The organism is Candidatus Allofournierella merdipullorum, assembly GCF_048426865.1.
In the GTDB taxonomy this organism is placed as follows: domain Bacteria; phylum Bacillota; class Clostridia; order Oscillospirales; family Ruminococcaceae; genus Allofournierella_A; species Allofournierella_A merdipullorum.
In genome coordinates this window covers 132,924-157,230 of record NZ_DBFNWJ010000043.1, presented here as the reverse complement: position 1 = coordinate 157,230, position 24,307 = coordinate 132,924, and the positions used below count along the sequence as shown (strand labels likewise).

Annotated in this window: 25 protein-coding genes and 6 tRNA genes; 25 read left to right on the top strand and 6 right to left on the bottom strand. The window is 59.7% G+C overall.

The window, feature by feature from the left end:
• Nucleotides 1-54 precede the first annotated feature (54 nt).
• The 8 genes from ACMNAY_RS07905 to thrC all read left to right on the top strand — a co-directional run bounded on the left by ACMNAY_RS07905 (nt 55) and on the right by thrC (nt 7,030).
• Complete coding sequence (locus ACMNAY_RS07905; RefSeq protein WP_418719013.1) at nt 55-1,932, top strand: TIGR03960 family B12-binding radical SAM protein; 1,878 nt, start codon at nt 55-57, stop codon at nt 1,930-1,932.
• A complete protein-coding gene (locus ACMNAY_RS07900; protein ID WP_418719012.1) occupies nt 1,904-2,548 on the top strand; it encodes a TIGR03936 family radical SAM-associated protein in 645 nt (214 codons plus the stop codon). Before ACMNAY_RS07905 ends, ACMNAY_RS07900 begins: the two co-directional genes overlap by 29 nt.
• Nucleotides 2,549-2,696: 148 nt before the next feature.
• Complete coding sequence (gene rplS, locus ACMNAY_RS07895) at nt 2,697-3,041, top strand: 50S ribosomal protein L19 (protein ID WP_394966737.1); 345 nt, start codon at nt 2,697-2,699, stop codon at nt 3,039-3,041.
• Between the two features lie 105 nt (nt 3,042-3,146).
• Complete coding sequence (lepB, locus tag ACMNAY_RS07890; RefSeq protein WP_394966739.1) at nt 3,147-3,686, top strand: signal peptidase I; 540 nt, start codon at nt 3,147-3,149, stop codon at nt 3,684-3,686.
• Nucleotides 3,683-4,600: a ribosome biogenesis GTPase YlqF gene (gene ylqF / locus ACMNAY_RS07885; protein ID WP_394966741.1), complete on the top strand. Its 918-nt coding sequence runs from the start codon at nt 3,683-3,685 to the stop codon at nt 4,598-4,600. Before lepB ends, ylqF begins: the two co-directional genes overlap by 4 nt.
• Nucleotides 4,575-5,186: a ribonuclease HII gene (gene rnhB, locus ACMNAY_RS07880; protein ID WP_418719011.1), complete on the top strand. Its 612-nt coding sequence runs from the start codon at nt 4,575-4,577 to the stop codon at nt 5,184-5,186. The genes ylqF and rnhB overlap by 26 nt, the downstream gene beginning before the upstream one ends.
• 2 nt (nt 5,187-5,188) lie before the next feature.
• Nucleotides 5,189-5,548, top strand: coding sequence for a YraN family protein (locus ACMNAY_RS07875; protein ID WP_394975043.1), 360 nt, complete (start codon nt 5,189-5,191; stop codon nt 5,546-5,548).
• 30 nt (nt 5,549-5,578) lie between these two features.
• The gene (gene thrC / locus ACMNAY_RS07870; protein WP_418719047.1) at nt 5,579-7,030 is read left to right on the top strand and encodes a threonine synthase; all 1,452 of its coding nucleotides are present in this window, start codon (nt 5,579-5,581) and stop codon (nt 7,028-7,030) included.
• Between the two features lie 57 nt (nt 7,031-7,087).
• On the opposite strand, the gene ACMNAY_RS07865 is transcribed toward thrC, so the two are convergent.
• Nucleotides 7,088-7,246 (bottom strand): DUF1540 domain-containing protein, encoded by a 159-nt coding sequence (locus ACMNAY_RS07865; RefSeq protein WP_394966747.1) that lies wholly within the window; start codon nt 7,244-7,246, stop codon nt 7,088-7,090.
• A 63-nt stretch (nt 7,247-7,309) separates the two neighbouring features.
• Between ACMNAY_RS07865 and ACMNAY_RS07860 the strand changes: the two genes are divergently transcribed.
• From ACMNAY_RS07860 to ACMNAY_RS07780, 17 genes are all read left to right on the top strand, one after another.
• Nucleotides 7,310-7,993, top strand: coding sequence for a metallophosphoesterase (locus ACMNAY_RS07860; RefSeq protein ID WP_394966748.1), 684 nt, complete (start codon nt 7,310-7,312; stop codon nt 7,991-7,993).
• A gap of 69 nt (nt 7,994-8,062) precedes the next feature.
• A complete protein-coding gene (tig, locus tag ACMNAY_RS07855) occupies nt 8,063-9,364 on the top strand; it encodes a trigger factor (RefSeq protein WP_418719010.1) in 1,302 nt (433 codons plus the stop codon).
• A 120-nt stretch (nt 9,365-9,484) separates the two neighbouring features.
• The gene (clpP, locus tag ACMNAY_RS07850) at nt 9,485-10,069 is read left to right on the top strand and encodes an ATP-dependent Clp endopeptidase proteolytic subunit ClpP (RefSeq protein WP_394966752.1); all 585 of its coding nucleotides are present in this window, start codon (nt 9,485-9,487) and stop codon (nt 10,067-10,069) included.
• Between the two features lie 52 nt (nt 10,070-10,121).
• Nucleotides 10,122-11,441 carry an ATP-dependent Clp protease ATP-binding subunit ClpX gene (gene clpX / locus ACMNAY_RS07845; protein WP_418719009.1) on the top strand — a complete coding sequence of 440 codons (1,320 nt, stop codon included), beginning with the start codon at nt 10,122-10,124 and terminating at the stop codon, nt 11,439-11,441.
• 93 nt (nt 11,442-11,534) lie between these two features.
• Nucleotides 11,535-13,988 (top strand): endopeptidase La, encoded by a 2,454-nt coding sequence (gene lon, locus ACMNAY_RS07840; RefSeq protein ID WP_418719008.1) that lies wholly within the window; start codon nt 11,535-11,537, stop codon nt 13,986-13,988.
• A 15-nt stretch (nt 13,989-14,003) separates the two neighbouring features.
• Nucleotides 14,004-14,594, top strand: a complete 591-nt coding sequence (yihA, locus tag ACMNAY_RS07835; RefSeq protein WP_394975051.1) for a ribosome biogenesis GTP-binding protein YihA/YsxC — start codon at nt 14,004-14,006, stop codon at nt 14,592-14,594.
• Nucleotides 14,595-14,601: 7 nt separating this feature from the next.
• The gene (locus ACMNAY_RS07830; RefSeq protein WP_394966760.1) at nt 14,602-15,372 is read left to right on the top strand and encodes a class I SAM-dependent DNA methyltransferase; all 771 of its coding nucleotides are present in this window, start codon (nt 14,602-14,604) and stop codon (nt 15,370-15,372) included.
• Nucleotides 15,365-16,231: an Hsp33 family molecular chaperone HslO gene (gene hslO, locus ACMNAY_RS07825; protein ID WP_418719007.1), complete on the top strand. Its 867-nt coding sequence runs from the start codon at nt 15,365-15,367 to the stop codon at nt 16,229-16,231. Before ACMNAY_RS07830 ends, hslO begins: the two co-directional genes overlap by 8 nt.
• A gap of 139 nt (nt 16,232-16,370) precedes the next feature.
• A tRNA-Gly gene (locus ACMNAY_RS07820) sits at nt 16,371-16,446 on the top strand.
• A gap of 7 nt (nt 16,447-16,453) precedes the next feature.
• Nucleotides 16,454-16,529 (top strand) — tRNA-Val (locus ACMNAY_RS07815).
• A 4-nt stretch (nt 16,530-16,533) separates the two neighbouring features.
• A tRNA-Asp gene (locus ACMNAY_RS07810) sits at nt 16,534-16,610 on the top strand.
• Nucleotides 16,611-16,616: 6 nt separating this feature from the next.
• Nucleotides 16,617-16,692 (top strand) — tRNA-Phe (locus ACMNAY_RS07805).
• 6 nt (nt 16,693-16,698) lie between these two features.
• Nucleotides 16,699-16,774 (top strand) — tRNA-Gly (locus tag ACMNAY_RS07800).
• Nucleotides 16,775-16,807: 33 nt separating this feature from the next.
• Nucleotides 16,808-16,882: transfer RNA gene (locus ACMNAY_RS07795), tRNA-Cys, on the top strand.
• Between the two features lie 112 nt (nt 16,883-16,994).
• Nucleotides 16,995-17,483: a deoxycytidylate deaminase gene (locus tag ACMNAY_RS07790; protein WP_394975053.1), complete on the top strand. Its 489-nt coding sequence runs from the start codon at nt 16,995-16,997 to the stop codon at nt 17,481-17,483.
• Nucleotides 17,484-17,503: 20 nt separating this feature from the next.
• The gene (gene radA, locus ACMNAY_RS07785) at nt 17,504-18,892 is read left to right on the top strand and encodes a DNA repair protein RadA (RefSeq protein ID WP_418719006.1); all 1,389 of its coding nucleotides are present in this window, start codon (nt 17,504-17,506) and stop codon (nt 18,890-18,892) included.
• A gap of 233 nt (nt 18,893-19,125) precedes the next feature.
• Nucleotides 19,126-20,193: a tyrosine recombinase XerC gene (locus ACMNAY_RS07780; RefSeq protein ID WP_418719005.1), complete on the top strand. Its 1,068-nt coding sequence runs from the start codon at nt 19,126-19,128 to the stop codon at nt 20,191-20,193.
• Here the strand turns inward: ACMNAY_RS07780 and ACMNAY_RS07775 are convergent.
• From ACMNAY_RS07775 to queA, 5 genes are all read right to left on the bottom strand, one after another.
• The gene (locus ACMNAY_RS07775; protein WP_418719004.1) at nt 20,155-20,787 is read right to left on the bottom strand and encodes a hypothetical protein; all 633 of its coding nucleotides are present in this window, start codon (nt 20,785-20,787) and stop codon (nt 20,155-20,157) included. The two genes, ACMNAY_RS07780 and ACMNAY_RS07775, sit on opposite strands and share 39 nt — an antisense overlap.
• A 307-nt stretch (nt 20,788-21,094) precedes the next feature.
• The gene (locus ACMNAY_RS07770; protein WP_394975496.1) at nt 21,095-21,529 is read right to left on the bottom strand and encodes a TIGR04086 family membrane protein; all 435 of its coding nucleotides are present in this window, start codon (nt 21,527-21,529) and stop codon (nt 21,095-21,097) included.
• Nucleotides 21,530-21,587: 58 nt separating this feature from the next.
• Nucleotides 21,588-21,914: a preprotein translocase subunit YajC gene (yajC, locus tag ACMNAY_RS07765; RefSeq protein ID WP_394966205.1), complete on the bottom strand. Its 327-nt coding sequence runs from the start codon at nt 21,912-21,914 to the stop codon at nt 21,588-21,590.
• Between the two features lie 82 nt (nt 21,915-21,996).
• The gene (gene tgt, locus ACMNAY_RS07760) at nt 21,997-23,130 is read right to left on the bottom strand and encodes a tRNA guanosine(34) transglycosylase Tgt (protein ID WP_418719003.1); all 1,134 of its coding nucleotides are present in this window, start codon (nt 23,128-23,130) and stop codon (nt 21,997-21,999) included.
• Between the two features lie 18 nt (nt 23,131-23,148).
• Nucleotides 23,149-24,177 carry a tRNA preQ1(34) S-adenosylmethionine ribosyltransferase-isomerase QueA gene (queA, locus tag ACMNAY_RS07755; protein ID WP_418719002.1) on the bottom strand — a complete coding sequence of 343 codons (1,029 nt, stop codon included), beginning with the start codon at nt 24,175-24,177 and terminating at the stop codon, nt 23,149-23,151.
• Between the last annotated feature and the right edge of the window lie 130 nt (nt 24,178-24,307).

Below are 24,307 nucleotides of genomic sequence, written 5' to 3'. Positions count from 1 at the left end.
CGGGTACAATAAACAGGAATCAAACCTGTGCGCCTCTTTTTTGCGGCGCACGCGATGGAGGAAACGGTTTTGTTTGACCCGAAATTGAAAGAAGCTCTGGCCCATGTGCAGAAGCCGGGCCGCTACACCGGCGGCGAGCCGGGCTGCATCATGAAGGACAAGGCAGATGTGGACCTGCGTTTTGCCTTCTGCTTCCCCGATACCTACGAGGTGGGCATGTCCTTCCTGGGCATGAAGATCCTCTATGAGCTTTTGAACCAGCAGCCCAACTGGTGGTGCGAGCGCGCCTTCATGCCCTGGGTGGATATGAAGGCGGAGATGGAGCGGGTGGGCCTGCCTCTCTACGCGCTGGAGAGCAAAGACCCCCTCACCGCCTTCGACATCGTGGGCTTCACGCTGCAGTATGAACTGTCTTACAGCAACATCCTCGCCATGCTGGACATGGCGGGCATCCCTCTGCGGGCCGAGGACCGGGGCGAGGAGTGGCCGCTGATCGTGGCCGGCGGTCCCTGCGTGTGCAACGCCGAGCCCTTGGCGGATTTCATCGACATGATGATGCTGGGCGAAGGGGAGGAGCAGCTGCCTCACGTCTGCCGCATTGTGGAGGAAGCCAAGCGTCTGGGCCTGCCCAAGAAGGAAGTCCTGCGCCGCATCGCCGCCGTGCCCGGCTGCTATGTGCCTTCTTTCTATGATGTGACCTATCACGAGGACGGCCGGGTGAAGGCTGTCACCCCCAACGACCCCGCGGCTCCCGCCGTCATCACCAAGGCGGTCATCCGGGATATGGACAGTCAGACCCCGCCCACCCACTTTGTGGTGCCCATGGTGGGCGCGGTGCACGACCGTGCCCAGATCGAGGTGCTGCGTGGCTGCGTGCGCGGCTGCCGCTTCTGCCAGGCGGGCTTTTTGTACCGGCCCATGCGCCAGCGCAGCGCGGACAAGCTCAACGAGGCCGCCCGCCAGCTGTGTGACAACACCGGCTACGAGGAGATCAGCCTCACCAGCCTGTCCACCTCCGACCACAGCCAGCTGGAACCGCTGCTGGACGACCTGCTCACCTGGACCAAGGACGAGCATGTGAGCCTTTCGCTGCCCTCGCTACGCATCGACAACTTCAGCGAAAGCCTGGTGGAGAAGACCAACCGGGTGCGCAAGACCGGCCTGACCTTCGCGCCGGAGGCGGGCACCCAGCGCCTGCGGGACGTCATCAACAAGAACGTCACCTGGCCGGAGATCGAGCGCACCTGCTCGCTGGCCTTTAAAGCGGGCTACACTTCGGTGAAGCTCTACTTCATGATGGGCCTGCCCACCGAGACCATGGAGGACATCGAGGGCATCGCCGATACCGCCCAGAAGATCGTGGACCTCTATTACGCCAACCCGGACAAGCCCAAGGGCAAAGGTGTGCAGGTGACCATCAGCGTGGCCTGCTTTGTGCCCAAGCCCCACACTCCTTTCCAGTTCGTTCCCCAGGACACCGAGGAGCAGCTGCGGGAAAAGCAGCAGCATCTGCTGCACAGCGTGCACAGCAAGAAGATCCACGTGAACTACCACGACAGCTCCATCAGCTTTTTGGAGGCAGTGTTCGCCAAGGGCGACCGCCGCCTGGGCCGGGTGCTGGAGACCGCCTACCGCAAAGGCTGCTTCTTTGACGGCTGGGACGAGTGCTTCCACTATGACCGGTGGATGGAGGCCTTTGCCGAGTGCGGGCTGGACACCGCGTTTTATGCCAACCGCTTCATCGGGCTGGACGAAGTCACCCCCTGGAGCCACATGGACTACGGCGTGAGCCACGACTTCCTGGTGCGGGAGTATCAGAAGGCGATGGCCGCCCAGACCACTCCGCCCTGTAACCGCAAGTGCAGCGCCTGCGGAGCGAATAAATTTGTGGGAGGTGCCTGTTTTGACTACAGTAAGGATCTGGTTCACTAAGACCGGCGAGGCCTCCTACATTTCTCTTCTGGACCTGCAGCGGGTGATGCAGCGCTCGCTCAAGCGCAGCGGCCTGCCTGTCTGGTACACTCTGGGCTTCAACCCTCACATCTACATGACCTTTGCCTGCCCGCTGCCTTTGGGGCAGGAGAGCCTGGTAGAGAGCGTGGACGTCAAGACGGAAGCGGAGCAGCCGGACCTGGCGGCATGGAAAGCGGCTTTGGAGCCAGTGATGCCTCTGGGCGTGACCATTACCGCCGTCACCCTTCCCAAATGCAAGGCCGAGCAGATCGCCGGCGCGGTCTACACCGTGCGCCTGCCCGCTGAGTTCGCGCAGGGCCTGGATCGCTACAACGCTCTGTCTGCCGCCCCGGTGCTGAAGAAGTCCAAGCGCGGCCAGAAGGAGATCGGCCTCAAGGAGCACTGCCCCCGGCTGGACTATGCCCGGGAAGGGGACGAGGTGCGCTTTGAAATGCAGCTGCCGGCGGGGGAGGGGCTGAACCTCAACCCCAGCCTGTGGCTGGGCTTCCTTCAGGAGCAGTGCGGAGTGGACTCCACCCGGGCCCATGTGCTGCGCACCCGGCTCATTACAAAAAATTCTGAAGATTTTGCCTGAAAAAGCTTGCAAACGGCCAAATGCTGTGCTATCATATTTAGGCGTTAGTGTCCGCTGGCACCATCAGCGGGGTTAATGTATATCATTAAACGGGCGGTCCTCTGCCGATTATCGGGTATGAACGTCAAAAAAAATGGAGGATTCATCAATGGACGCAATGCAGATCATCACCCAGGGCATGGTCAAAGAGAACCGGCCCCAGTTCGAGATCGGTGACACCGTTCGGGTCTCCGTTCGCATCAAGGAAGGCGAGCGCGAGCGTATCCAGGCCTTCGAGGGCACTGTGATCGCCAAGAAGCACGGCGGCGTGGCCGAGACCTTCACCGTTCGCCGCACTTCCTACGGCGTTGGCGTGGAGCGCGTGTTCCCCGTCAACTCTCCCTTCGTCGAGAAGGTCGAGATCGTCCGTCACGGTAAGGTGCGTCGGGCCAAGCTGTTCTACCTGCGCAGCCGCACCGGTAAGGCCGCCAAGGTCAAAGAGCAGATCCGCTGATCGAAAGACACAAAAAAAGGGGCAATGGATATTGCCCCTTTTTTTGTTATATGCTACAATAAAACCCATCAAATTTATTCATTATCACGGGGGAGGGAACACATCTTGGAGGAAACCCGTTTCCGGCGCAATGTGGATATTCTGGACTGGTACGACGCGCTGGTGTTCGCGCTGGCGGTTCTGGTCCTCGTGTTCGCCTTCTGCGCCCGCATCGTAGTAGTCAGCGGCAGTTCCATGAACAACACTCTGGTGGACGGTGACCGTCTGCTGGTGCAGAGCACCTTCTATACTCCGCAGCGGGGCGACGTCGTGGTGGTGGACAGCTACATCAATTACGGCAAGCCGCTGGTCAAGCGTGTCATTGCCAAGGGCGGCGACACTGTGGACATCAACCTGGAGCAGGGCCTTGTGTATGTGAACGGCGAGGCTTTGGACGAGCCCTATGTGCCGGAGGGCACACTCTCCACCGGGGACGTGCAGTTCCCCCTTACCGTGCCCGAGGGAACGCTGTTTCTGATGGGCGACAACCGCCAGCACTCCACCGACAGCCGCAGCAGCAGCGTGGGCTTCATCGACGAACGGGACATCCTGGGCAAGGTGGTCCTGCGCATCTATCCGTTCAATAAAATAGGATTGATCCAATGAGCAATGAATTTGTGAATCGCCGCAACATCCAGTGGTTCCCCGGCCATATGGCCAAGACCCTGCGGCTCATCGAAGCGAATCTGAAAAACGTGGATGTGGTGCTCCAGCTGCTGGACGCCCGCATTCCTCTGAGCAGCCTGAACCCCGAACTGCAGCGCCTTACCGCGTCCAAGCCCCGCCTGTATGTAATGAACAAAGCGGACCTGGCCGACCCGGCGCTCACCAAGGCGTGGCAGGCTTATTTCCGCGCGGCAGGCGCCGGCTGCATTGCCATCAGCGCAAAGCAGAAGGGCAGCGCCGGGCAGGTGCGTAGCGCCATCGAGGCCGAACTGCGTGAACTGCTGGAAAAGCGCGCCGGCAAAGGCATGTCCGGCGCCCGCATCCGTGTGATGGTGGTGGGCATCCCCAACGTGGGCAAGTCCACCTTTATCAATAACTTTGCGGGTACTACCCGTGCCAAAGCTGCCGACAAGCCCGGCGTTACCCGTGGCAAGCAGTGGGTCACGGTGGGCAACTATGACCTGCTGGATATGCCCGGCGTGCTCTGGAAGAAATTTGACAGCCTGGAAACTGCCACGAATCTCGCGTTCATCGGCTCCATCAAGGACGACATTCTGGACATCGAAGAGCTGGCCATGGGCCTTGTGGCCCAGATGCAGACGGTCTATCCCGACCGTCTGGCCCAGCGTTACAAGCTGTCCGAAGAGTTAGTGACCGAACTGGGCCCCTGGGAACTGGTGGAAGCCATCGGGCGTGCCCGGGGCATGCTGGTAAGCGGCGGCGAAGTGAACACCGAGCGCGCTGCCATCATGCTGGTGGACGAATTCCGCGCCAGCAAATGGGGCCGCATCACCCTTGAAACGCCGCCCCACCGGGAGGAACAGCAGGATGGAAACGAACAGCCCTCTGTATGAATACGACGCCGCCGTCCGCGCACAACACGGGCTTTTCTGCGGCGTGGACGAAGCGGGCCGCGGCCCTTTGTGCGGGCCGGTGTGCTGCGCGGCGGTCATCCTGGACCCCGAGAACCCGGTGACCGGCGTGAACGACTCCAAAAAGCTCAGCGAAAAGAAGCGCGAAGCCCTCTTTGACGAGATCAAGGAAAAGGCGCTGGCGTACCAGATCGTGTTTGTGAGCCCTGAGGAGATCGACGAGAAAAACATCCTTTGGGCCACCATGGCCGGCATGGAGCGGGCGGTGGCAGGCCTTGATCCCGCGCCCGCTTTCGCCGTGGTGGACGGCAACCGCGTCCCGCCGCAGCTGGAAGTACCCGCTCTGGCGCAGGTGAAGGGAGACGGCGTGTGCGCCAGCGTGGCGTCCGCGTCTATCCTCGCCAAGGTCAGCCGGGACCGCTTTATGCTGGAACTGGACCGGCAGTACCCCGAATACCAGCTGGCAAGGCACAAAGGTTATCCCACCAAGCTGCACTACGAACTGCTGGAACGCTATGGAATCCAGCCTTTCTACCGGCGCAGCTTTTTGAAAAAACTGGGGTATTGAGCATGGACGCGAAGGCGTTTGGCCAAAAAGGCGAGGCCGCCGCGGCCCGGTATTATCTTGACCGGGGCTGCCGGCTTCTGGCCCATAACTACCGTACCCGCATGGGAGAGCTGGACCTTGTGCTGCTGGACGGAGAGACGGTGGTCATCGCGGAGGTAAAATCCCGCAGCGAGACCAGCCGCGGCCCCGCAGCCGGAGCGGTGGGCCCGGCCAAACAGCGGCGCGTCATCCTTGCAGCCCAGCGCTTTTTGCAGCAGTCCGGCCTGTCGGAGCATCCCGTCCGCTTCGATGTGGTAGAGGTCACGCCCGCAACGGGCGGCGGGCTGCTGGTACACTGTATCCGCAGCGCCTTTGAACTTTGAAGGCGCAGGAAAGATAGAGGGGGAATCATGATGCAGTTTAAAACCACTCGCGGCGAGGGCCAGCCTGTCAGCGCGGCCCGGGCCATCTGCCTCGGCCTTGCCGGCGACGGCGGCCTGTTCGTGCCGGAACAGTTCCCTTCGGTGGATCTGAAGGAAGCACTGGGCCAGCCGGACTATCCTGCGCTGGCGGCTTTCATTCTGGAAAAATTCCTCACCGACTATGATCCCGCTTTCCTGCGCGAAACCGTGCGTCAGGTCTACGGCGAAGCCTTCGGCGAGGGCACCGCGCCTCTGCGCAAAGCCGGGGACGGGGTGTACAGCCTGGAACTGTGGCACGGCCCCACCTGCGCCTTCAAGGACTTCGCCCTTCAGCTGATGCCCCGCCTTCTGGTGGAGGCCAAGCGCATGCTGGGCGACACCACCACCACCGCCATCCTGGTGGCCACTTCCGGCGACACCGGCAAAGCAGCCCTTGCAGGCTATTGCGACGTGCCGGGCGTCACCATCACTGTGTTTTATCCCAGCCACGGCACCAGCGAAGTCCAGCGCCTGCAGATGACCACTCAGCAGGGTGAGAATGTGGCCGTCTATGCGGTACAGGGCAATTTTGACGACGCCCAGACCGGCGTGAAGCGGGTCTTTGGCGACGCGGACGTGGCAAAGCAGCTGGCCGAGCGGGGCGTGCAACTTTCCAGCGCCAACTCCATCAACTGGGGCCGGCTCGTGCCGCAGATCGTCTACTACTTCCACGCCTACAGCCAGCTGGTGCGTTCCGGCGCGCTCAAGGTGGGGGAGAAGGCGGATTTCTGCGTGCCCACCGGCAACTTCGGCGACATTCTCGCCGGCTGGTACGCAAAGCAGATGGGTCTGCCCGTGGGCAAACTGATCTGTGCGTCCAACAAAAACGACGTGCTCACCGAGTTCTTTGCCACCGGCGTCTACAATGCCCGCCGTCCCTTCTACCGCACCACCTCGCCCTCCATGGACATTTTGGTGTCCTCCAACCTGGAGCGGCTGCTCTATCACATGGCGGGCCCCGAGAAGGTCAAAGGCTGGATGAAGCAGCTGTTCGAGACCGGGTCTTATAAAGTGGAGCCGGAGGTGATGGAGCGCATTTGCGCCGACTTCGGCGCCGCCTGCGCCGACGACGACGCCGCCGCCGCGCAGATCCGTTCGCTCTTTGAGAAAGAGGGCTATCTCTGTGATCCCCACACCGCTGTCGCTTTCAGCGCCGCGGTGCGCAACAAGGGCGAGGCGCCCATGGTGGTGCTCTCCACCGCCAGCCCCTTCAAGTTCCCGAAGGATGCGCTGGCCGCGCTGGGTCAGCCGCTGCCGGAGGACGAGTTCGAGGCCATGGCCGCGCTGGCGCAGTACGCCGGCCAGCCCGCGCCCCAGGCGCTGGCGATCCTGCGCAGCCTGCCCGAGCGGTTCGACAAGACCATCCGTCCCGAGTCTCTGCGGAACGCGGTACTGGGCGAGTAAACAAAAAACGACCCGCGAAACCGATTCGCGGGCCGTTTTTGAGAGCGCTTCGCCGGATTATACCTCGGTGAAGGTCTCGCACTTGGTTCTGCCGATGTCGTCGTAGCAGTTGTTGACGTGAATGGTGCCGGCGGTGCAACAGCTGGAACCGTTGTTGTAGACGCAGTTCTTCACGTCGCAGCAGATACCGTTGATGACAGGTTCGTTCGCGTTCATTTTTCTTTCCCCCTTTTCTGGTCTTATTGTGCCCGGTGCGCCGGCGATTATCAGGAGGTAGGCATGGCAATTTTTGTAATAGGCGACCTGCACCTCTCGCTGGGGTCCGACAAGCCGATGGACAAGTTTCCCGGCTGGCAGGGCTATGTACAGCGCATCCGGGAAAACTGGCTGCGCCTGGTCGCTCCCGATGACACGGTGGTGCTGGCAGGGGATACCAGCTGGGGCATGAAACTGGAAGAAGCCGCTCCGGACTTTGCCTTTCTCGAGGAGCTGCCGGGGCAAAAACTGCTTTTGAAAGGCAACCATGACTACTGGTGGACCACCGCCCGCAAAATGGAGACCTATTTTGAGGCCCAGGGCTTCCACAGCCTGCATCTGCTGCACAACAACGCCTATCATGTGGAGGGACTTGCCCTGTGCGGCACCCGCAGCTGGCTTTTTGAGCCGGACGAGCCCCACGATGAAAAGGTAATGAACCGGGAGCTGGGCCGCCTGCGGGCCAGCCTGCAGGCAGCGGGGGACAGTGGTGAGGAAAAAATCGCTTTCCTGCACTATCCGCCGGTCTATCCCGGCGCCTGCTCTCCGCAGGTCATCGAAGTGATGCGGGAGTTTGGGGTCAAACGCTGCTTCTACGGCCACCTGCACGGCGCTTCGGTGCGCGCGGCAGTGCAGGGGGAGGTGGACGGGCTGGAATACCGCCTGATTTCGGCCGATGCGCTGCACTTTTGCCCCCATAAAATTTAGGAAAAGTATGGATTTCTGGCCATACGCATGATATAATAAAATGAATCTCTTTGTACGGAGGCTATATCAATGAATCTTGTAAAAAGCGAAAAGCTTGAAAAAAGCATGCACGAGCTGCAGTTCTCTGTGGACGCCGAGTCCTTCAAGGCTGCCATCGACAAGGCCTACAAGCGCGAAGGCAAAAAGTACACTGTTCCCGGTTTCCGCAAGGGCCATGCGCCCCGCGCGGTGATCGAAAAGATGTACGGCGCCGACATCTTCCACTATGACGCCATCAACGACCTGTTCCCTGAGGCCTACGAGGCCGCGGTGGTGGAGTCCGGCATCCAGCCCGTGGGCCGTCCCGAGGTGGACGTGGTCTCCGAGAGCCTGGAAGACGGCGTGGTGCTGAAGGTCGTCGTGGCTGTGAAGCCCGAGATCAAGGTGGGCAACTACACCGGTTTAAAGGCCACCAAGAAGGTCAATACTGTGGACGACGCCGACGTGGAAGCCGAGCTGGTCCGCATGCAGAACCGCAACGGCCGCATCATCACCCGCGAGGGCAAGGCCGAAAACGGCGACACCGTGGATATGGACTTTGAGGGCTTTGTGGACGGCGTCGCCTTTGAGGGCGGCAAGGCCGAGCACTACAGCCTGGTCCTGGGCAGCGGCAGCTTCATCCCCGGCTTCGAGGATCAGCTGATCGGCCACGAGGCCGGCGAGGAGTTCGACGTGAACGTCACCTTCCCCGAGGAGTACCAGGCCAAGGAGCTGGCCGGCAAGCCCGCCGTCTTCAAGATCAAGCTGCACGAGGTCAAGACCAAGGAGCTGCCCGCTCTGGACGACGAGTTCGCCAAGGACGTGAGCGAGTACGACACCCTGGATGAGCTGAAGGCCAGCATCCGCAAGGGCATGGAAGAGCAGAACGAGAAGCAGGCTGCTCTGGCCGTGGAGAACGATCTGGTGGACCAGGTCATCGCCACCATCGAGGGCGACATCCCCGACGCCATGTACGAAGCCCGTATGGACGAGGCCGTGCGTGACTTCGAGTACCGCCTGGCGCAGCAGGGCCTGAAGCTGGATATGTACCTGCAGTACATGGGCCAGACCCTGGAGTCCTTCCGCGCTTCCTTCAAGGAGCAGGCCGAGAAGCAGGTCAAGATCCGCCTGGCTCTGGAGGCCGTTGCCGCTGCCGAGCAGATCGTTGCCTCCGACGAGGATCTGGAAAACGAGCTGCAGCGCATCGCCGACAGCTACAAGATGGAGCTGGCCAAGGTCAAGGAGCTGGTCAACGCCGACGAGGTCAAGAAGGATCTGGCGGTGAACAAGGCCATCGACTTCATCCGCGACCACGCGGAGATCACCGAGGAAAAGGTCGCCAAGGAGGGCTGATCGCCCGAACGGCGCTTCACCTTACATAAGCCGTCCTGCATTGACCGATACGCGCTCTGCGGCCCGTATCGGTCAATTTTGCAAGACTGCTTACATTTTTTCACTGGGAGGTACAGCCAAATGAGTTTGGTTCCTTACGTTGTGGAGCAGACCGCCCGGGGCGAGCGCTCTTACGACATCTTTTCCCGCCTTTTGAACGACCGCATCATCATGCTCAGCGATGAGGTCAACGACGCCACCGCCAGCCTGGTGGTGGCCCAGCTGCTGTATCTGGAAGGCCAGGACAGCGAGAAGGACATCAGCCTCTACATCAACAGCCCGGGCGGTTCCATCACCGCCGGCATGGCCATCCACGACACCATGCAGTATATCAAGTGCGACGTGTCCACCATCTGCATGGGCATGGCCGCCTCCATGGGCGCATTCCTGCTGGCCAGCGGCGCCAAGGGCAAGCGTCTGGCTCTGCCCAACGCCGAGATCATGATCCATCAGCCGCTGCTCAGCGGCCTGCAGGGTCAGACCACCGACATCAAGATCCACGCCGATCATCTGGTGCGCACCCGCGAGCGCATGAATCGCATGCTCAGCGAGTACACCGGCCAGCCCATCGAAAAGATCATGGCCGACACCGAGCGCGACAACTTCATGTCCGCCCAGGAGGCCGTCAATTACGGCCTGATCGACGCGGTCATCACCAAACGGTAATCAATCCGCGCGAGGCGCGTTTCGCGTGCCGGCGCATCGTTTAGGGGTAACTATGGCAAACAATTCGAACGGAAAAGACAAAGATAAGAATCTGCGCTGCAGCTTCTGCGGCAAAAGCCAGGACGAAGTGGAGCGCATGATCATCGGCCCCGGCGTCAACATCTGCAGCGAGTGCATCACGCTGTGCTCCTCGCTGCTGGACGAGGACGGCAAGCCCGACGCCCCCAAGGCGGCGGCCCGCCGCAACAACGTGCGGCATGCCGCTCCCACGCTGGACCCGGTAAACGTGCTCACCCCCGCCGAGATCAAGGAGGGGCTGGACCGTTACGTCATCGGCCAGGACGAGGCCAAGCGCGTGCTTGCCGTGTCTGTCTACAACCACTATAAGCGCATCCTGAGCGGCGAGAGCAAGAACGACGTGGAGCTTCAGAAGAGCAACGTGCTGCTGCTGGGCCCCTCCGGCGTGGGCAAGACCCTGCTGGCCCAGACTCTGGCCAAGATGCTGGGCGTTCCCTTCGCCATTGCCGACGCCACCACCCTCACCGAGGCCGGCTACGTGGGCGAGGACGTGGAGAACATCCTGCTCAAGCTCATTCAGGCTGCCGACTTTGACGTGAAGCGGGCGGAGATCGGCATCATCTACATCGATGAGATCGACAAGATCACCCGCAAGAGCGAAAACCCCTCCATCACCCGCGACGTGGGCGGCGAGGGCGTGCAGCAGGCGCTGCTGAAGATCCTGGAAGGCACCGTGAGCAACGTTCCGCCTCAGGGCGGGCGCAAGCATCCCCAGCAGGAATTCATCCAGATCGACACCAAGAACATCCTGTTCATCTGCGGCGGCGCCTTCGACGGCCTGGAAAAACACATCCAGCGCCGCACCGACGCCTCCTCCATCGGCTTTGGCAGCAAGCTTCGTGACACCTCCGTACAGGAAAAGCAGAATCTGCTGCGCAAGGTCGAGCCCCACGATCTGGTGAAGTTCGGCCTCATCCCTGAGCTCATCGGCCGTCTGCCGGTGGTCACCGTGCTGGACCCGCTGGACGAGAACGCTCTGGTCCGGGTGCTCAAGGAGCCCAAGAACAGCGTCATCAAGCAGTACCAGGCTTTGATGCAGATGGACAACGTGGACCTGGAGTTCACCGACGAGGCCCTGCGCGCCGTGGCCAAAAAGACCATCGAGCGCAAGAGCGGTGCCCGCGGCCTGCGCAGCGTGATGGAAGAGATCCTTATCCCCATCATGTACAAGGTCCCCAGTGACCCCACCATTGTCAAAGTCACCATCACCCCCGAGGCCGTGGCCGGCGGCGAGCCCGTGCTGGAGTACGGCGCAGTCCGCAAGCGGTATAAGAACACGGTTCCCGTGGTGTAAATGCCGTAACGGCAAACAGCTTTACAGAAGAATTGTTCTGAAATCGAAACGGTACGAGCATTTTGCCCGTACCGTTTTTGGGAGGGAATGCCAATGTCTGAACGTGTAACGATCAAGGTGGACCACAATGTGCTGCATCTGCCGGCCATTGCCCTGCGCGGGCTTGTGGTGTTCCCGGGCAGCGTCATTCATTTTGAAGTGGGCAGGGAGAAGAGCATCGCCGCCATCGAGTGGGCGATGGCCAATGCCATCCCCATCTTTCTGATCACCCAGCGGGAGATGGATGTGGAGGAGCCTACCACCTCCGATCTGTACCGCTATGGTGTTGTGGCACAGGTCAAGCAGGTGATGCGCGTCTCCGATGACCTGGTGAAGGTCCTGGTGGAAGGGCAGTACCGCGCCCGTCTGCTGGCACTGGAAAGCGGCGAAAAGATGCTCACCGTCACGGTGAAGGAAGCGCCGGTCCGCGGCCTGCAGAAAGCGGGCAGCGTGGCCGCCGAAGCGCTGATCCGCAGCCTGAAACAGGCTTTTGAGACCTACCTGCAGCTGAATCCCCGCATGCCCAAGGACGTGGTGTATACCATTCTTTCCGGCAGCGACGCTGTGTTTCTGAGCGAATATATTCCGGCCAACCTGCTGTTCAAATACCAGGATAAGCAGACCGTCCTGGAGCAGAGCACCCTGATGGGGCGGCTCCAGACCACGCTGGATCTTCTCTACCGGGAAAACCAGGTCCTGGAGCTGGAAAAAGAGATCCAAGACAAGGTCAACGACCAGATGGAGAAAAACCAGCGGGACTACTATCTGCGGGAGCAGATGCGCGCCATCGCCACCGAGCTGGACGGCGATGACGACGTCCGCTATGAGGCCGAACGGTATCTCCAGCAGATCCGGGCCCTCAGCCTTTCGGAGGAAGCCACCGAAAAGCTGGAAAAAGAGGCGGAGCGCCTGGGCAAAATGCAGGGCAACAGCCAGGAGGCGGCGGTCATCCGCACCTATCTGGACACCTGCCTCGGCCTGCCTTGGGGCGTTTACACCCCCGACGATCTGGACCTTGCCCGGGCGGAAAAGCATCTGGACCGGGAGCACTACGGCCTGAAAAAGGTCAAGGACCGCATTCTGGAACTGCTGGCGGTGCGCATGCTCAACCCCGATTCCAAGGGCCAGATCCTCTGCCTTGCAGGCCCTCCGGGCGTGGGCAAGACCAGCATCGCCCGCTCCATCGCCGAGTGCATGGGTCGCAAATACGCCCGCATGAGCCTTGGCGGCGTGCGGGACGAGGCGGAAATCCGCGGTCACCGTCGCACCTATGTGGGCGCGATGCCGGGCAAGATCATCAGCGCCGTCTCCACCGCAAAAAGCATGAATCCGCTCATTCTTCTGGACGAGATCGACAAACTGGCGGCCGACTTCCGGGGCGACCCGGCTGCCGCGCTGCTGGAAACCCTGGATCCGGAACAGAACAAGACCTTCAAGGATCACTATCTTGACATCCCCTTCGATCTCAGCCAGGCGTTCTTCATTACCACGGCCAATGACCTTTCCTCCATCCCGGCGCCCCTTCTGGACCGTATGGACGTCATCGAGCTGCCCAGCTACACCCGCGAGGAAAAGTTCAACATTGCCAAACGGCACCTGCTGCCCAAGCAACTGAAGAAAAACGGCCTGACGGGGCGGGTGAATCTGACGCCAGGGGCTATCTATGGCCTCATCGACGGCTACACCCAGGAGGCAGGCGTGCGCGGTCTGGAACGTGCCATCACCGAGGTGCTGCGCAAGTGCGCCCGCAAGGTGGCCGCCGGCGAAACGGAGAAGGTGACCGTCACTGCCGCCAATCTGGAGCCTTTGATGGGCCCCCGCCGCGTCAAGCCGGACTTCTACAACCGCACCAACGCCATCGGCATCGCCAACGGCCTTGCCTGGACCAGCGTGGGCGGCGCGATCCTGCCCATCGAAGTGCAGGTCATCCCGGGCGGTTCCGGCAAGATCGAGCTGACCGGCTCCCTGGGCGACGTGATGAAGGAAAGCGCCCATCTTGCCGTCACCTTTGCGCGGGTCCACGCCGCCGAATACGGCATCGACTCCGAACAGCTCAAGACCGCTGACCTTCACATCCACGCCCCCGAGGGCGCTGTGCCGAAGGACGGCCCCTCTGCGGGCGTCACCCTCACCACGGCTCTCATTTCCTGCCTGTCCGGCGTTCCCGTGCGGGCGGATGTGGCCATGACCGGCGAGATCACCCTCCACGGCGACGTGCTGCCCATCGGCGGGCTGAAAGAAAAGAGCATGGCTGCCTACCGGCAGGGCATCAAAACGGTGCTCATCCCCCAGGCAAACCAGAGCGACCTTTACGACGTGGACGAAGAGGTCAAAAAGGCCGTCCGCTTTGTACCGGTGAGCCGCCTGGAGCAGGTGCTGAGCCACGCGCTGCTCACGCCCCGGCAGGCCCGCCGGCTCCAAAAGGCAAAGCAGGCTCCTATGTCCGGTGCTGCCGAACCGGTAGTGCGGGTCGAGCAGCAGCCCCATCCGTCCACCCTGCGCCAGTGATAAAGGAGGCCCGTTATGAACTACCAGAAAGCTGACTTTCAGGCTTCCTATGGTCTTTCCAGCCAGCTTCCCGAAAGCGACCGGCCGGAGTTCGTTTTTTCCGGCCGGTCCAACGTGGGCAAGTCCAGCCTTATCAATAAACTCTGCAACCGCAAAAATCTCGCGCGCGTCAGCGCCACGCCGGGCAAAACGGCTACCATCAACTTTTATACGGTGGACGGCGCCTATTTTGTTGACCTGCCGGGCTACGGCTACGCAAAGGTCTCCGCTGCGGACCGGCAGCGCTGGGATCAGCTGATCAACAGCTATTTTGACGCGGCGCGCAACTGCGTGCTGCTGGTCCAGCTGCTGGACAGTCGCCATGCGCCTTCCGCCGACGATATGCAGATGCTGGAGTACCTGCGTTACCGAAAGATTCCCTTCGTGGCCGCGCTCACCAAAGCGGACAAACTGAAAAAAAGCGAGATCGCCAAAAAGAGGGAAGAGTTCGCCTTCCTGACCGAGGAGTTCGGCTGCCGGCAGATCGTGCTTACCAGCAGCGAGACAGGCTTCGGCGTGGATGAGCTGCGCTCGATTTTCGAAAGTCTGCTCTCCGAAGAGGTGTAAAGTCGATATGGCTTACAATGAATTTGCCTATTTTTATGACGAGCTGAACGGCGAAGCGGACTACGATGCACTGTATACTTATGTTACGGAGCAGCTGCAGGCCCACGGTATCACTGACGGCATCGTGGCTGACCTTGGATGCGGCACCGGCGATTTGACGCTGATGCTCACCCAGGCGGGCTATGACATGATCGGGGTGGATCAGTCGGAAGAGATGTTGGCCGTGCTGCGGGAAAAGGCGGACGAATTGGGCATCTCCCAGCGTCTGCTCCTGCTGCGCCAGGATATCCTCAGCCTCGACCTGTTCGGCACCATCCGCGGCGCCGTGTCCACCTTTGACACCTACAATCACATCGGCCCTGCGCCCCGCTTTGAGCAGGCCGTGGCCCGGGCTGCCTTTTTCATGGAAGAGGGCGGCGTGTTCATTTTCGACCTTAACACCCCCTATAAGCACCGGCAGGTGCTGGCGGACAACGAGTTCGTGCTGGAAGGCCCGGACGCCGTCTGCCGCTGGCGCAACGCCTGTTCGCCGGAAGGGGACAGGGTGGACATTTCCATCCAAATCGAGTATCTCGACACAGGCGAAGTGTTCCGGGAACAGTTTGCGGAGTACACCTATGAGGCGGACTATGTAAAACAAGTGCTGGAAGAAAACGGTTTTGCGCTGGCGGAACTGCGGGACGGCGAGACCTTTGGGCCGCTGCAGCCGGACAGTCAGCGTTACATTTTTACGGCGATCAAACAATACACACAACTGGAGAAGACACACAATGGCTAACATGATTCGCGGTATTTCCGACAACGGCGGCGTGGTGTTCTACGGCGTGGATTCCACCAACATCGTGGCCGAGGCCGAGCGCATCCACAAGACCAGCGCTGTGACCAGCGCCGCGCTTGGGCGGCTTCTCACCGCTGCCTCCATGATGGGCATCACTTTGAAAAGTGAGAAAGATTCCCTGACCCTCCGGCTCAACGGCGGCGGACCTGCCGGCACCGTACTGGCTGTAGCCGACGGCGCGGGCTGCGTCAAGGGATACGTGCAGAACCCGGTGATGGAGCTGCCTCTGCGCGGCGACGGCAAACTGGACGTGGGCCGCGCTGTGGGCAAGGACGGCACTCTGAGCGTCGTGCGCGATCTGGGCCTCAAAGAGCCCTATGTAGGGCAGATCCCGCTGGTGAGCGGGGAAGTGGCCGAGGACATCACCGCCTATTACGCCACCAGCGAGCAGACCCCTACCGTGTGCGCGCTGGGCGTTCTGGTCAACCCTGATCTGTCCATCCAGTGTGCGGGCGGCTATATGATCCAGCTTCTGCCCGGTGCTACCGAGCAGGAGATCTCCATGCTGGAGCAGAACGTCTCAAAGGCTCCCAGCGTCACAAAACTTCTGCAGCAGGGGATGGGCCCCAAAGAGATCATGGATCTGGTCCTGCAGGGGTTCGACCCGCAGGTGCTGGACGAATACGATGTGGCTTATAAATGTGACTGCAGCCGCCAGCGGGTGGAGCGCGCGCTGCTGAGCATGGGCCGCCAGGAGCTGGAGAGCCTTGCGCAGGAAGAAAAAAGTGTGGAAGTGAACTGCCAGTTCTGCGTCAAGACCTATAATGTAGACATTGCAAAGCTTCTGAAATCCCTGTAAAATCCTGATAAAACCATATGGTTTGCACATCTTTGGAGAAACTAAAATAAAGTTGAGAAATAGTCTTGACAAAGCAGGAAAGATGCGGTAAAATAAACACCGTCGCCAAAAGAGATTGGCGGTGCAAACCAATGGATTTGCGGCTTTAGCTCATCTGGTAGAGCGCCACCTTGCCAAGGTGGAGGTAGCGAGTTCGAGCCTCGTAAGCCGCTCCATTTTTTTGGAAGTTTAGCTCAGCTGGGAGAGCATCTGCCTTACAAGCAGAGGGTCAGCGGTTCGAGCCCGTTAACTTCCACCATTGTGGCCCGGTAGTTCAGTCGGTTAGAACGCTAGCCTGTCACGCTAGAGGTCGTGAGTTCGAGCCTCATCCGGGTCGCCATTTTTTGCCTCTGTAGCTCAGTTGGTAGAGCAGGGGACTGAAAATCCCCGTGTCATTGGTTCGATTCCGATCGGAGGCACCATTTTCTGCGGCTTTAGCTCATCTGGTAGAGCGCCACCTTGCCACGGTGGAGGTAGCGAGTTCGAGCCTCGTAAGCCGCTCCAAAAACAGAACCGACTTCTCCTCGGTTCTTATCTGGTGCCGTGGCCAAGTGGTAAGGCAAAGGTCTGCAAAACCTTCATTCACCGGTTCAAATCCGGTCGGCACCTCCAACCACACCGCAAACGTAACAGTTTGCGGTGTTTTTTGTTGCCCGCAGCGGGTCGACTGTGCTATACTGAAATTCTGATAACCTCGACATCAGAAAGGGGAGCAGCATAACCAATGGAACGTCGGGACAAAGTAAACTATTATCTGGACCTGGCAGAAAGCGTTTCTCAGCGCGGCACCTGCATGCGCCGGCATTACGGCGCGGTGATCGTAAAAAACGACGAGGTGATCTCCACGGGCTATGTGGGCGCGCCCCGCGGCCGCAAAAACTGCGATGACATGAAGGTCTGCATCCGCGAAAAGCTGAAGATTCCCCGGGGTGAGCGCTATGAACTGTGCCGCAGTGTCCACGCGGAGGCAAACGCCATCATCAGCGCCTCCCGCGACAAGATGCTGGGCAGTTCGCTGTATCTGGTGGGGATCGATATGGCCACCGGTGACTATGTCAAAAATGCCAGCAGCTGCTCCATGTGCAAGCGCATGGTCATCAATGCGGGCATCGAAAAGGTGTATATCCGGGATACAAGGAATGAATACCGTATGGTCCGTGTTCAGGACTGGATCGACAACGATGAGTCGCTTGAGGGCGTGTTCGGATACTGAGGGCAAAGGCGGTCTGTATTTTGAAGGATAACAAGCTGAAAACGATTTTTGTCTGCTCCAACTGCGGCGAGAGCAGCCCCCGCTGGATGGGCCGCTGCTCCAGCTGCGGGGCTTGGAACACGATGGTGGAGGACGTGGTGGTCCCGGAGCCCAAAACCGCGCCCCGCGGCACAGCCGCCCGTCCCGCCGGTGTGACCAGCATCACCGCGCGCCGTCTTTCGGAAGTGAGCACCACGGAAGAAAAAAGCCGCATCGTCACCGGCATCTCCGAGCTGGACCGGGTGCTGGGCGGCGGTGTGGTGCTGGGCAGTGTGGTGCTGCTGGGCGGCGAGCCCGGCGCGGGCAAATCCACCTTGCTTCTGCAGCTGTGCGGCGCCATCAGCGACCGCTGTCAGGTGCTTTATATCACCGGCGAGGAATCGGTGCGCCAGATCAAACTGCGGGCAGATCGGCTTCAGGTACCCCAGCAGAACATTCATCTCGCCGCCGAGACCGACATTGATGACATCTGCGGCCTCATCGAGCAGACAAAGCCGGACTTGGTGGTCATCGACTCCATCCAGACCATGCACTGCAACGACGTGTCCAGCTCTGCCGGCAGCGTTTCTCAGGTCAAGGAGTGCTCTGCGCGGCTTCTGACAGTGGCTAAAAACTGCGAGATCCCTACGTTCATCGTGGGCCACGTAAACAAGGACGGCGCCATTGCAGGCCCCAAGGTCATGGAGCACATCGTGGATACAGTGCTCTATTTTGAAGGAGACAAGACCTTGCCTTACCGGGTGCTGCGCGCGGTCAAAAACCGTTACGGCTCCACCAACGAGATCGGCATGTTCGACATGACCGGTCGCGGTCTGACCGAGATTGAAAATCCCTCCCAAGTGCTGCTGGAAGGCCGCCCTCTGGGCACCAGCGGCAACTGTGTGGCTTGCACCATGGAGGGCACACGGCCCATCCTGAGCGAGGTGCAGGCTCTGGTGACAAAGAGCAGCTTCAACGTGCCGCGGCGCACCGCCAGCGGCTTCGACTTCAATCGCGCCAACCTGCTGGTGGCCGTGCTGGAAAAACGGGCAGGCTTTTTTTTCGGCAGCCTGGACGTCTATCTGAACATCGTAGGCGGCTTGGAGCTGGACGAAACAGCCTGCGATCTTGCGGTGTGCCTGGCGATGGTTTCCTCCATGATGGATAAACCCATCGACGACAAGACGGTCGCCATCGGGGAAGTGGGCCTCGGCGGGGAAGTGCGCAATGTGACCTTTCTGGAGCTTCGTCTGCGCGAAGCGCAGCGCATCGGATTCACGCGTGCTATCGTTCCGCGTCACAGCCTGAAGCAGCTGGATCCAAACGATTTCGCAGACATCGAACTGGTGGGCGTGAGTTATCTGCGGGATGCCATTCAGGCCATCAAATAATTTTAATAGCACCGGTGCGCGGGGGTTCTGCGTGCCGGTGCTTTTCATACGCGAGGGATCTGTTCGAACAGCCAATGATTCCGCGTGAGCACTGAAGCGCCCGTTCGCGGCCATCGTCTTGACAAATCTCATCGGGGAAGGTATACTCTTTTCAACGGATGCTATTTCGCTAAATAAAAATTTAGCGAAATAGAGGGGAGTGCAGAAGGCCAGCATCCGCCATAATATATCTTATGAGCACCTACATCGATACCATGCATCCCGAGCGCCATGCGCCTTATGATGACATTCCGCGGGACGTCCGGGATTTTCTGAACTACCTCGGCGCGATTTTGAATCGTTCGCCTCGCACAGTCAACGCTTATTACATCGACCTCCGCCTGTTCTTCAAATTTCTTTTGCGTGAACGCGGCGCTGTTCCTGCGGACTCTGCGTTTGATGACATCGACATTCGCGGCATGGATACGGCCACGATCGCCAGTGTGACGCAGGCGGAGATCTATGAGTATCTGTACTTTTTAAAGAACGAGCGCGAAAACGAACCGGCGGCCCGGGCCCGAAAGCTCACCAGCATCAAAAGCTTCTATCGCTTCATGACCGTCAAATCCAATCGTCTGTCGGAAGATCCTGCCAAGGACATCTCCATTCCCAGCCTCAAAAAGGCTCTGCCCAAATATCTCTCTTTGGAAGAAAGCATCGATTTGTTAAAAAATATACAAAGTGATTTTTACGAGAGAGACTACTGTATTCTTACCATGTTTTTGAACTGCGGCATGCGTTTGAGCGAACTTGTGGCCATTGATTTGAAGGATTTCCAGGAAGACACCATCCGCATCGTGGGCAAAGGAAATAAAGAACGGCTGGTCTATCTCAACGCGGCCTGTCTGGATGCATTGAAGCACTATCGCACCGCCCGAGCCGCCCTTGGCAACCTGCAGGATCCACAGGCGCTTTTCGTATCCCGCAGGACCGGTAAACGGCTGAGTGCGCGGCGTGTGCAGCAGATCGTGGAACGCTGCCTGCAGGCTGCGGGGCTCTCCGGCAAAGGATATTCACCCCACAAGCTCCGTCACACTGCGGCTACGCTGATGTACCGTCATGGCAACGTGGACATGCTGGAACTCAAGGAAATCCTGGGGCACGCCCATGTATCCACAACCGAAATCTACACCCACATCAACACTGACAAACTGCGAAAAGCAGCAAAGTCCACTCCCCTGTCCAAAATCTCATATATCGAGCCAGAAAGGCCCGAAGCGACATCAGAAGAGGCCGCCGAAGACCAAGGTCAAAACGACTGACAGCCCGCACACCAACATAGAGACAAGGTTGATGGTCAGATAGCGGCGTAGGAGCCGGCGGGAGGCTGCGCCAAGTCCCGCTCCCCCCTGCCCAAGGCAGCATCGCAGCAGCCCGCAGGAGACCTGTAAGGCCGACACGCTTAACGCAATTACAAGGAGGGTTCCCAGCGTCTCCGGCAGCCAGAAAACCAGCCCCTGCAGCAAAAGCCCCTTGGCAGGCCCCAGCTGCTGATATAAAAGGGCGGTAAAAATACCGGCCCCTGCACCTTTCAGCAACATTGTGATCGGGATGAGCCCCACGCCGAGGACGCAGAACCCGGCAATGAACAGCAGGGTCAGCTGGCAGAACAGCGACAGAAACCCTACACTGAATACCATGGCCCCATTGCCTGTGGTGCGCAAGCCCAAATCGATGGACGCAAAATAGCGGGCATAGGTCAGCAAGGGCTCGCGCAGCGCTTGCGTACACAGAGAACCGGCCGTAAGACCTGCGAGATAAAGAGCCCCCATCACACAGGCGCTGTGAAATGTCCGGCGGGATTTGGGACGATACGCGGCACGCAGGCGCGATGCGTCGCTCTGCTTGCCGGGCATATCCCAAACAGGCTGCTGCGCTGCTTCTTTCTGAGGCAGCCCTGCGCCAGTATCGGTTTGAGATCGTTCCGTTCTTGCGGGCTGCAGACGGGGACCTTCGCTCTGACGCCGGAAATCAGGTTCCGACTGCCGGAGGCTGGATGCAGTTGCCTTAGGCATAGTGGTCCGAGGTTCTTTTTCGTACGGTGCACTGTCGGTCGGTCGATACGTCCACATAGCTTGTACCTCTTTTTGCAATGATACCACACTATATGCGTCTTAAATCTCATCTATGAAAAAGGCTCCGCATTGCTGCGGAGCCTTTTTGTCAAGCCGGGCGGCGGGTCCTTTTTCGTTCGCACAGCAGAATGCCCAGGTACCCCCCGAAACATCCCGAAAGAATATAGCACACCAGCTTGATGCCGGCCATGGCCGTGAAGTCCAGCTGACCGTTCAGCAGCGCGGCGGCGAGATACAGCAGATAGAACGCAACGCCTGTGCAAAGGCCGCAGAACAAGCCGTTCTTCTTGAAACTGCGTGCCAATGCCAAGCCGCAGACAAAACAGCCGATGCACACAGCGCAGGTCGCCATGGGAACGGCCGCCCAGAGCGGCAGCTGTGTTTTCGTATAGAGCCAGCTGCACAAAAGCAGCACAAGGAACGTCACCGCAACGCCGGCAACGCCCGCGATCAGAATTTTCTTCAGCGGACCTGCGCCGGCGCTTTGGCCGGGCTTTCGGTTCGACTTCGGCTGTTTTGGCATAAAAAAGCACCTCCCTGCACACTAATAGTATGCAGGGAGGCGTCGATTTAGTCCGGTCTTACTTCTGGGCAGGAGTCTCCATGTCCAGCTTAGTCACGGCCTGCACGGCGGCGCGGCGGAAGCGGATCTTGGTGCGGTCGCTGCCGGTCTCCAGCACGAAGGTGTCCTCTTTGAGGGCGATCACGCGGCCGACGATGCCGCCGATGGTGGTCACCTCATCGCCGATCTCCAGAGAGTTGCGCATCTCGGCGTCCTTCTTCTGCTGCTTCTTCTGGGGACGATACAGCAAAAAGTACATCACCGCAAACATGATCACCAGCATCGCGATCATGCTGATGTTGCTCATGGTGTTGGGGTCCATGCTGCTCAGAAACTGAATGTTCATCGTTTTGTTTATCTCCTCTCGAAATCCGGGATATTGAATCCATTATAGCGGATAAAAGCGTATTTTGCAAGCAAAACCCTGCTCAAATGCGGGTGTCCAGCAGCTTCACATAGCGGTCATGGAAGGATTCAAAGGTTCCGGCGTCCAGTTCGGCGCGGATGCGCTCCATGAGATGATTGTAGAAATAGAGGTTGTGCATCACGGCAAGGCGCATCCCCAGCATCTCGTCGGCCTTGAACAGGTGCCGCAGATACGCGCGGCTGAAATTGCGGCACACCGGGCAATCGCACTCCGGGTCGATGGGGCGCTCGTCCTTCTCGTACTTGAGGTTCTTGATGTTGATGATGCCGCCCCAAGTGTTCAGATGGCCGTGGCGGGCGTTGCGGCTGGGCATAACGCAGTCGAACAGGTCCACACCGCGCCATACGGCCTCGATGATGTTGCCGGGCGTGCCCACGCCCATCAAATAACGAATTTTGTCCTTCGGCGCGAAGGGCTCCAAAGCGGTGATGATTCGGTACATCTCCTCCGCCGGCTCGCCCACAGCCAGACCGCCGATGGCATAGCCGTCCAGATCCATGTCCGCGATGGTTTTCATGTGCTCCACACGCAGGTCATCGAAGGTGCAGCCCTGGTTGATGCCGAAGAGCAGCTGGTGCGGGTTGGTGGCGAGGCCCTCGGCCTTCAGCCGGGCCATCTCCTTCTGGCACCGGGCCAGCCAGCGCACGGTGCGCTCACAGCTGGCCTTTGCATAGTCGTACTGGGCGGGATTCTCCACGCACTCATCGAATGCCATGGCGATGGTGGAACCGAGATTAGCCTGGATCTGCATGCTTTCTTCCGGGCCCATGAAAATCTTGTGGCCGTCCAGATGGGAGTGGAAGGTCACGCCCTCCTCGGTGATGTTGCGCAGCTTGGCCAGGCTGAACACCTGGAATCCGCCGCTGTCGGTGAGGATGGGGCCGTCCCAGCGGGTGAACTTATGCAGGCCGCCCAGTTCAGCCACCAGCTTGTCCCCCGGACGCAGGTGCAGGTGATAGGTGTTGCACAACATCACCTGGCAGCCGATGTCTTTCAAGTCAAAGGCAGACAGACCACCCTTGATGGCGGCGGCGGTGGCCACGTTCATGAACGCGGGCGTCTGCACCGTGCCGTGCACCGTTTCAAACTCGCCCCGTCGGGCGGCGTGTTCAGTTTTGATCAAGCGATAAGGCATGTGTAAAGTCCCTTTCGTTTACAGAATAAGCATCGCGTCCCCGAAGCTGAAAAAGCGGTATTTCTGCGCCACAGCCTCTTTGTAGGCAGCCATGGTACGCTCATAGCCGTAAAAAGCGCTGACCAGCATGATGAGCGTGCTCTCCGGCAGGTGGAAGTTGGTGATGAGGCCGTCCATGCAGCGGATCTCGCAGCCGGGATACAGGAAAATGTCGGTGTCGCCGCTGCAGGCGCGGATCTCGCCGTATTTAGCCGCCACAGACTCCAGTGTGCGGCAGCTGGTGGTGCCTACGCAGATCACCCGGCCGCCCCGGGCCTTGGTCTCGTTGATCTTGCGGGCGGTCTCCTCGCTGACGGAATACCACTCGGAGTGCATCTGATGGTCTGCGATGTCTTCTTCCTTCACCGGACGGAAGGTGCCAAGGCCCACATGGAGCGTCACCTCGGCAAAATCCACGCCCATTGCGCGCAGGCGATCCATCAGCTCCGGCGTGAAATGCAGGCCGGCGGTGGGGGCGGCGGCGCTGCCCAGCTCCTTGGCGTAGACGGTCTGATACTGGCTCTGATCCTCCAGCTGGCGGGTAATGTAGGGCGGCAAAGGCATTTTGCCGAACTCGTCCAGCTTTTCGTAGAGGGTCTGGGTGTCGTAGAAAAACTCCACCAGCTTGTTGCCGTCATCCATCGTCTCCCGGATGACCGCCCGCAAGCTGCCGTCACCAAAGATCACCTCTGTGCCGGCCTTCAGCCGCTTGCCGGGCTTTGCCAGGCACTCCCAGACGTCACCCTTTACCTGCCGCAGCAGTAGAATTTCGCTCACGGCGCCGGTTCCGGCTTTTTCACCCACCAAACGGGCGGGCAAAACCTTGGAATCGTTCACAACCAGAAGGTCGCCCGCATTTAATAGGTCAGGCAGATCGGAAAAAATCTTGTGCCGAAGTTCATCGCTGCCTCGCTGGGCACACAGCAGGCGGGCAGAATCCCGCGGATCGGCCGGCTCCTGGGCGATCAGTTCCTGGGGAAGATCAAACCAAAAATCTTTTTTCAGCATGGGGATTGCCTTTCTTGATAATTGACATTGCTTCACGGCAATGCTATAGTAAAGACATGTTTTAAGGTGTTGGTGCGCTGTGCACGCTATGCAATCTAATTTATTATATTGCATACATTGCCGGTTTTCA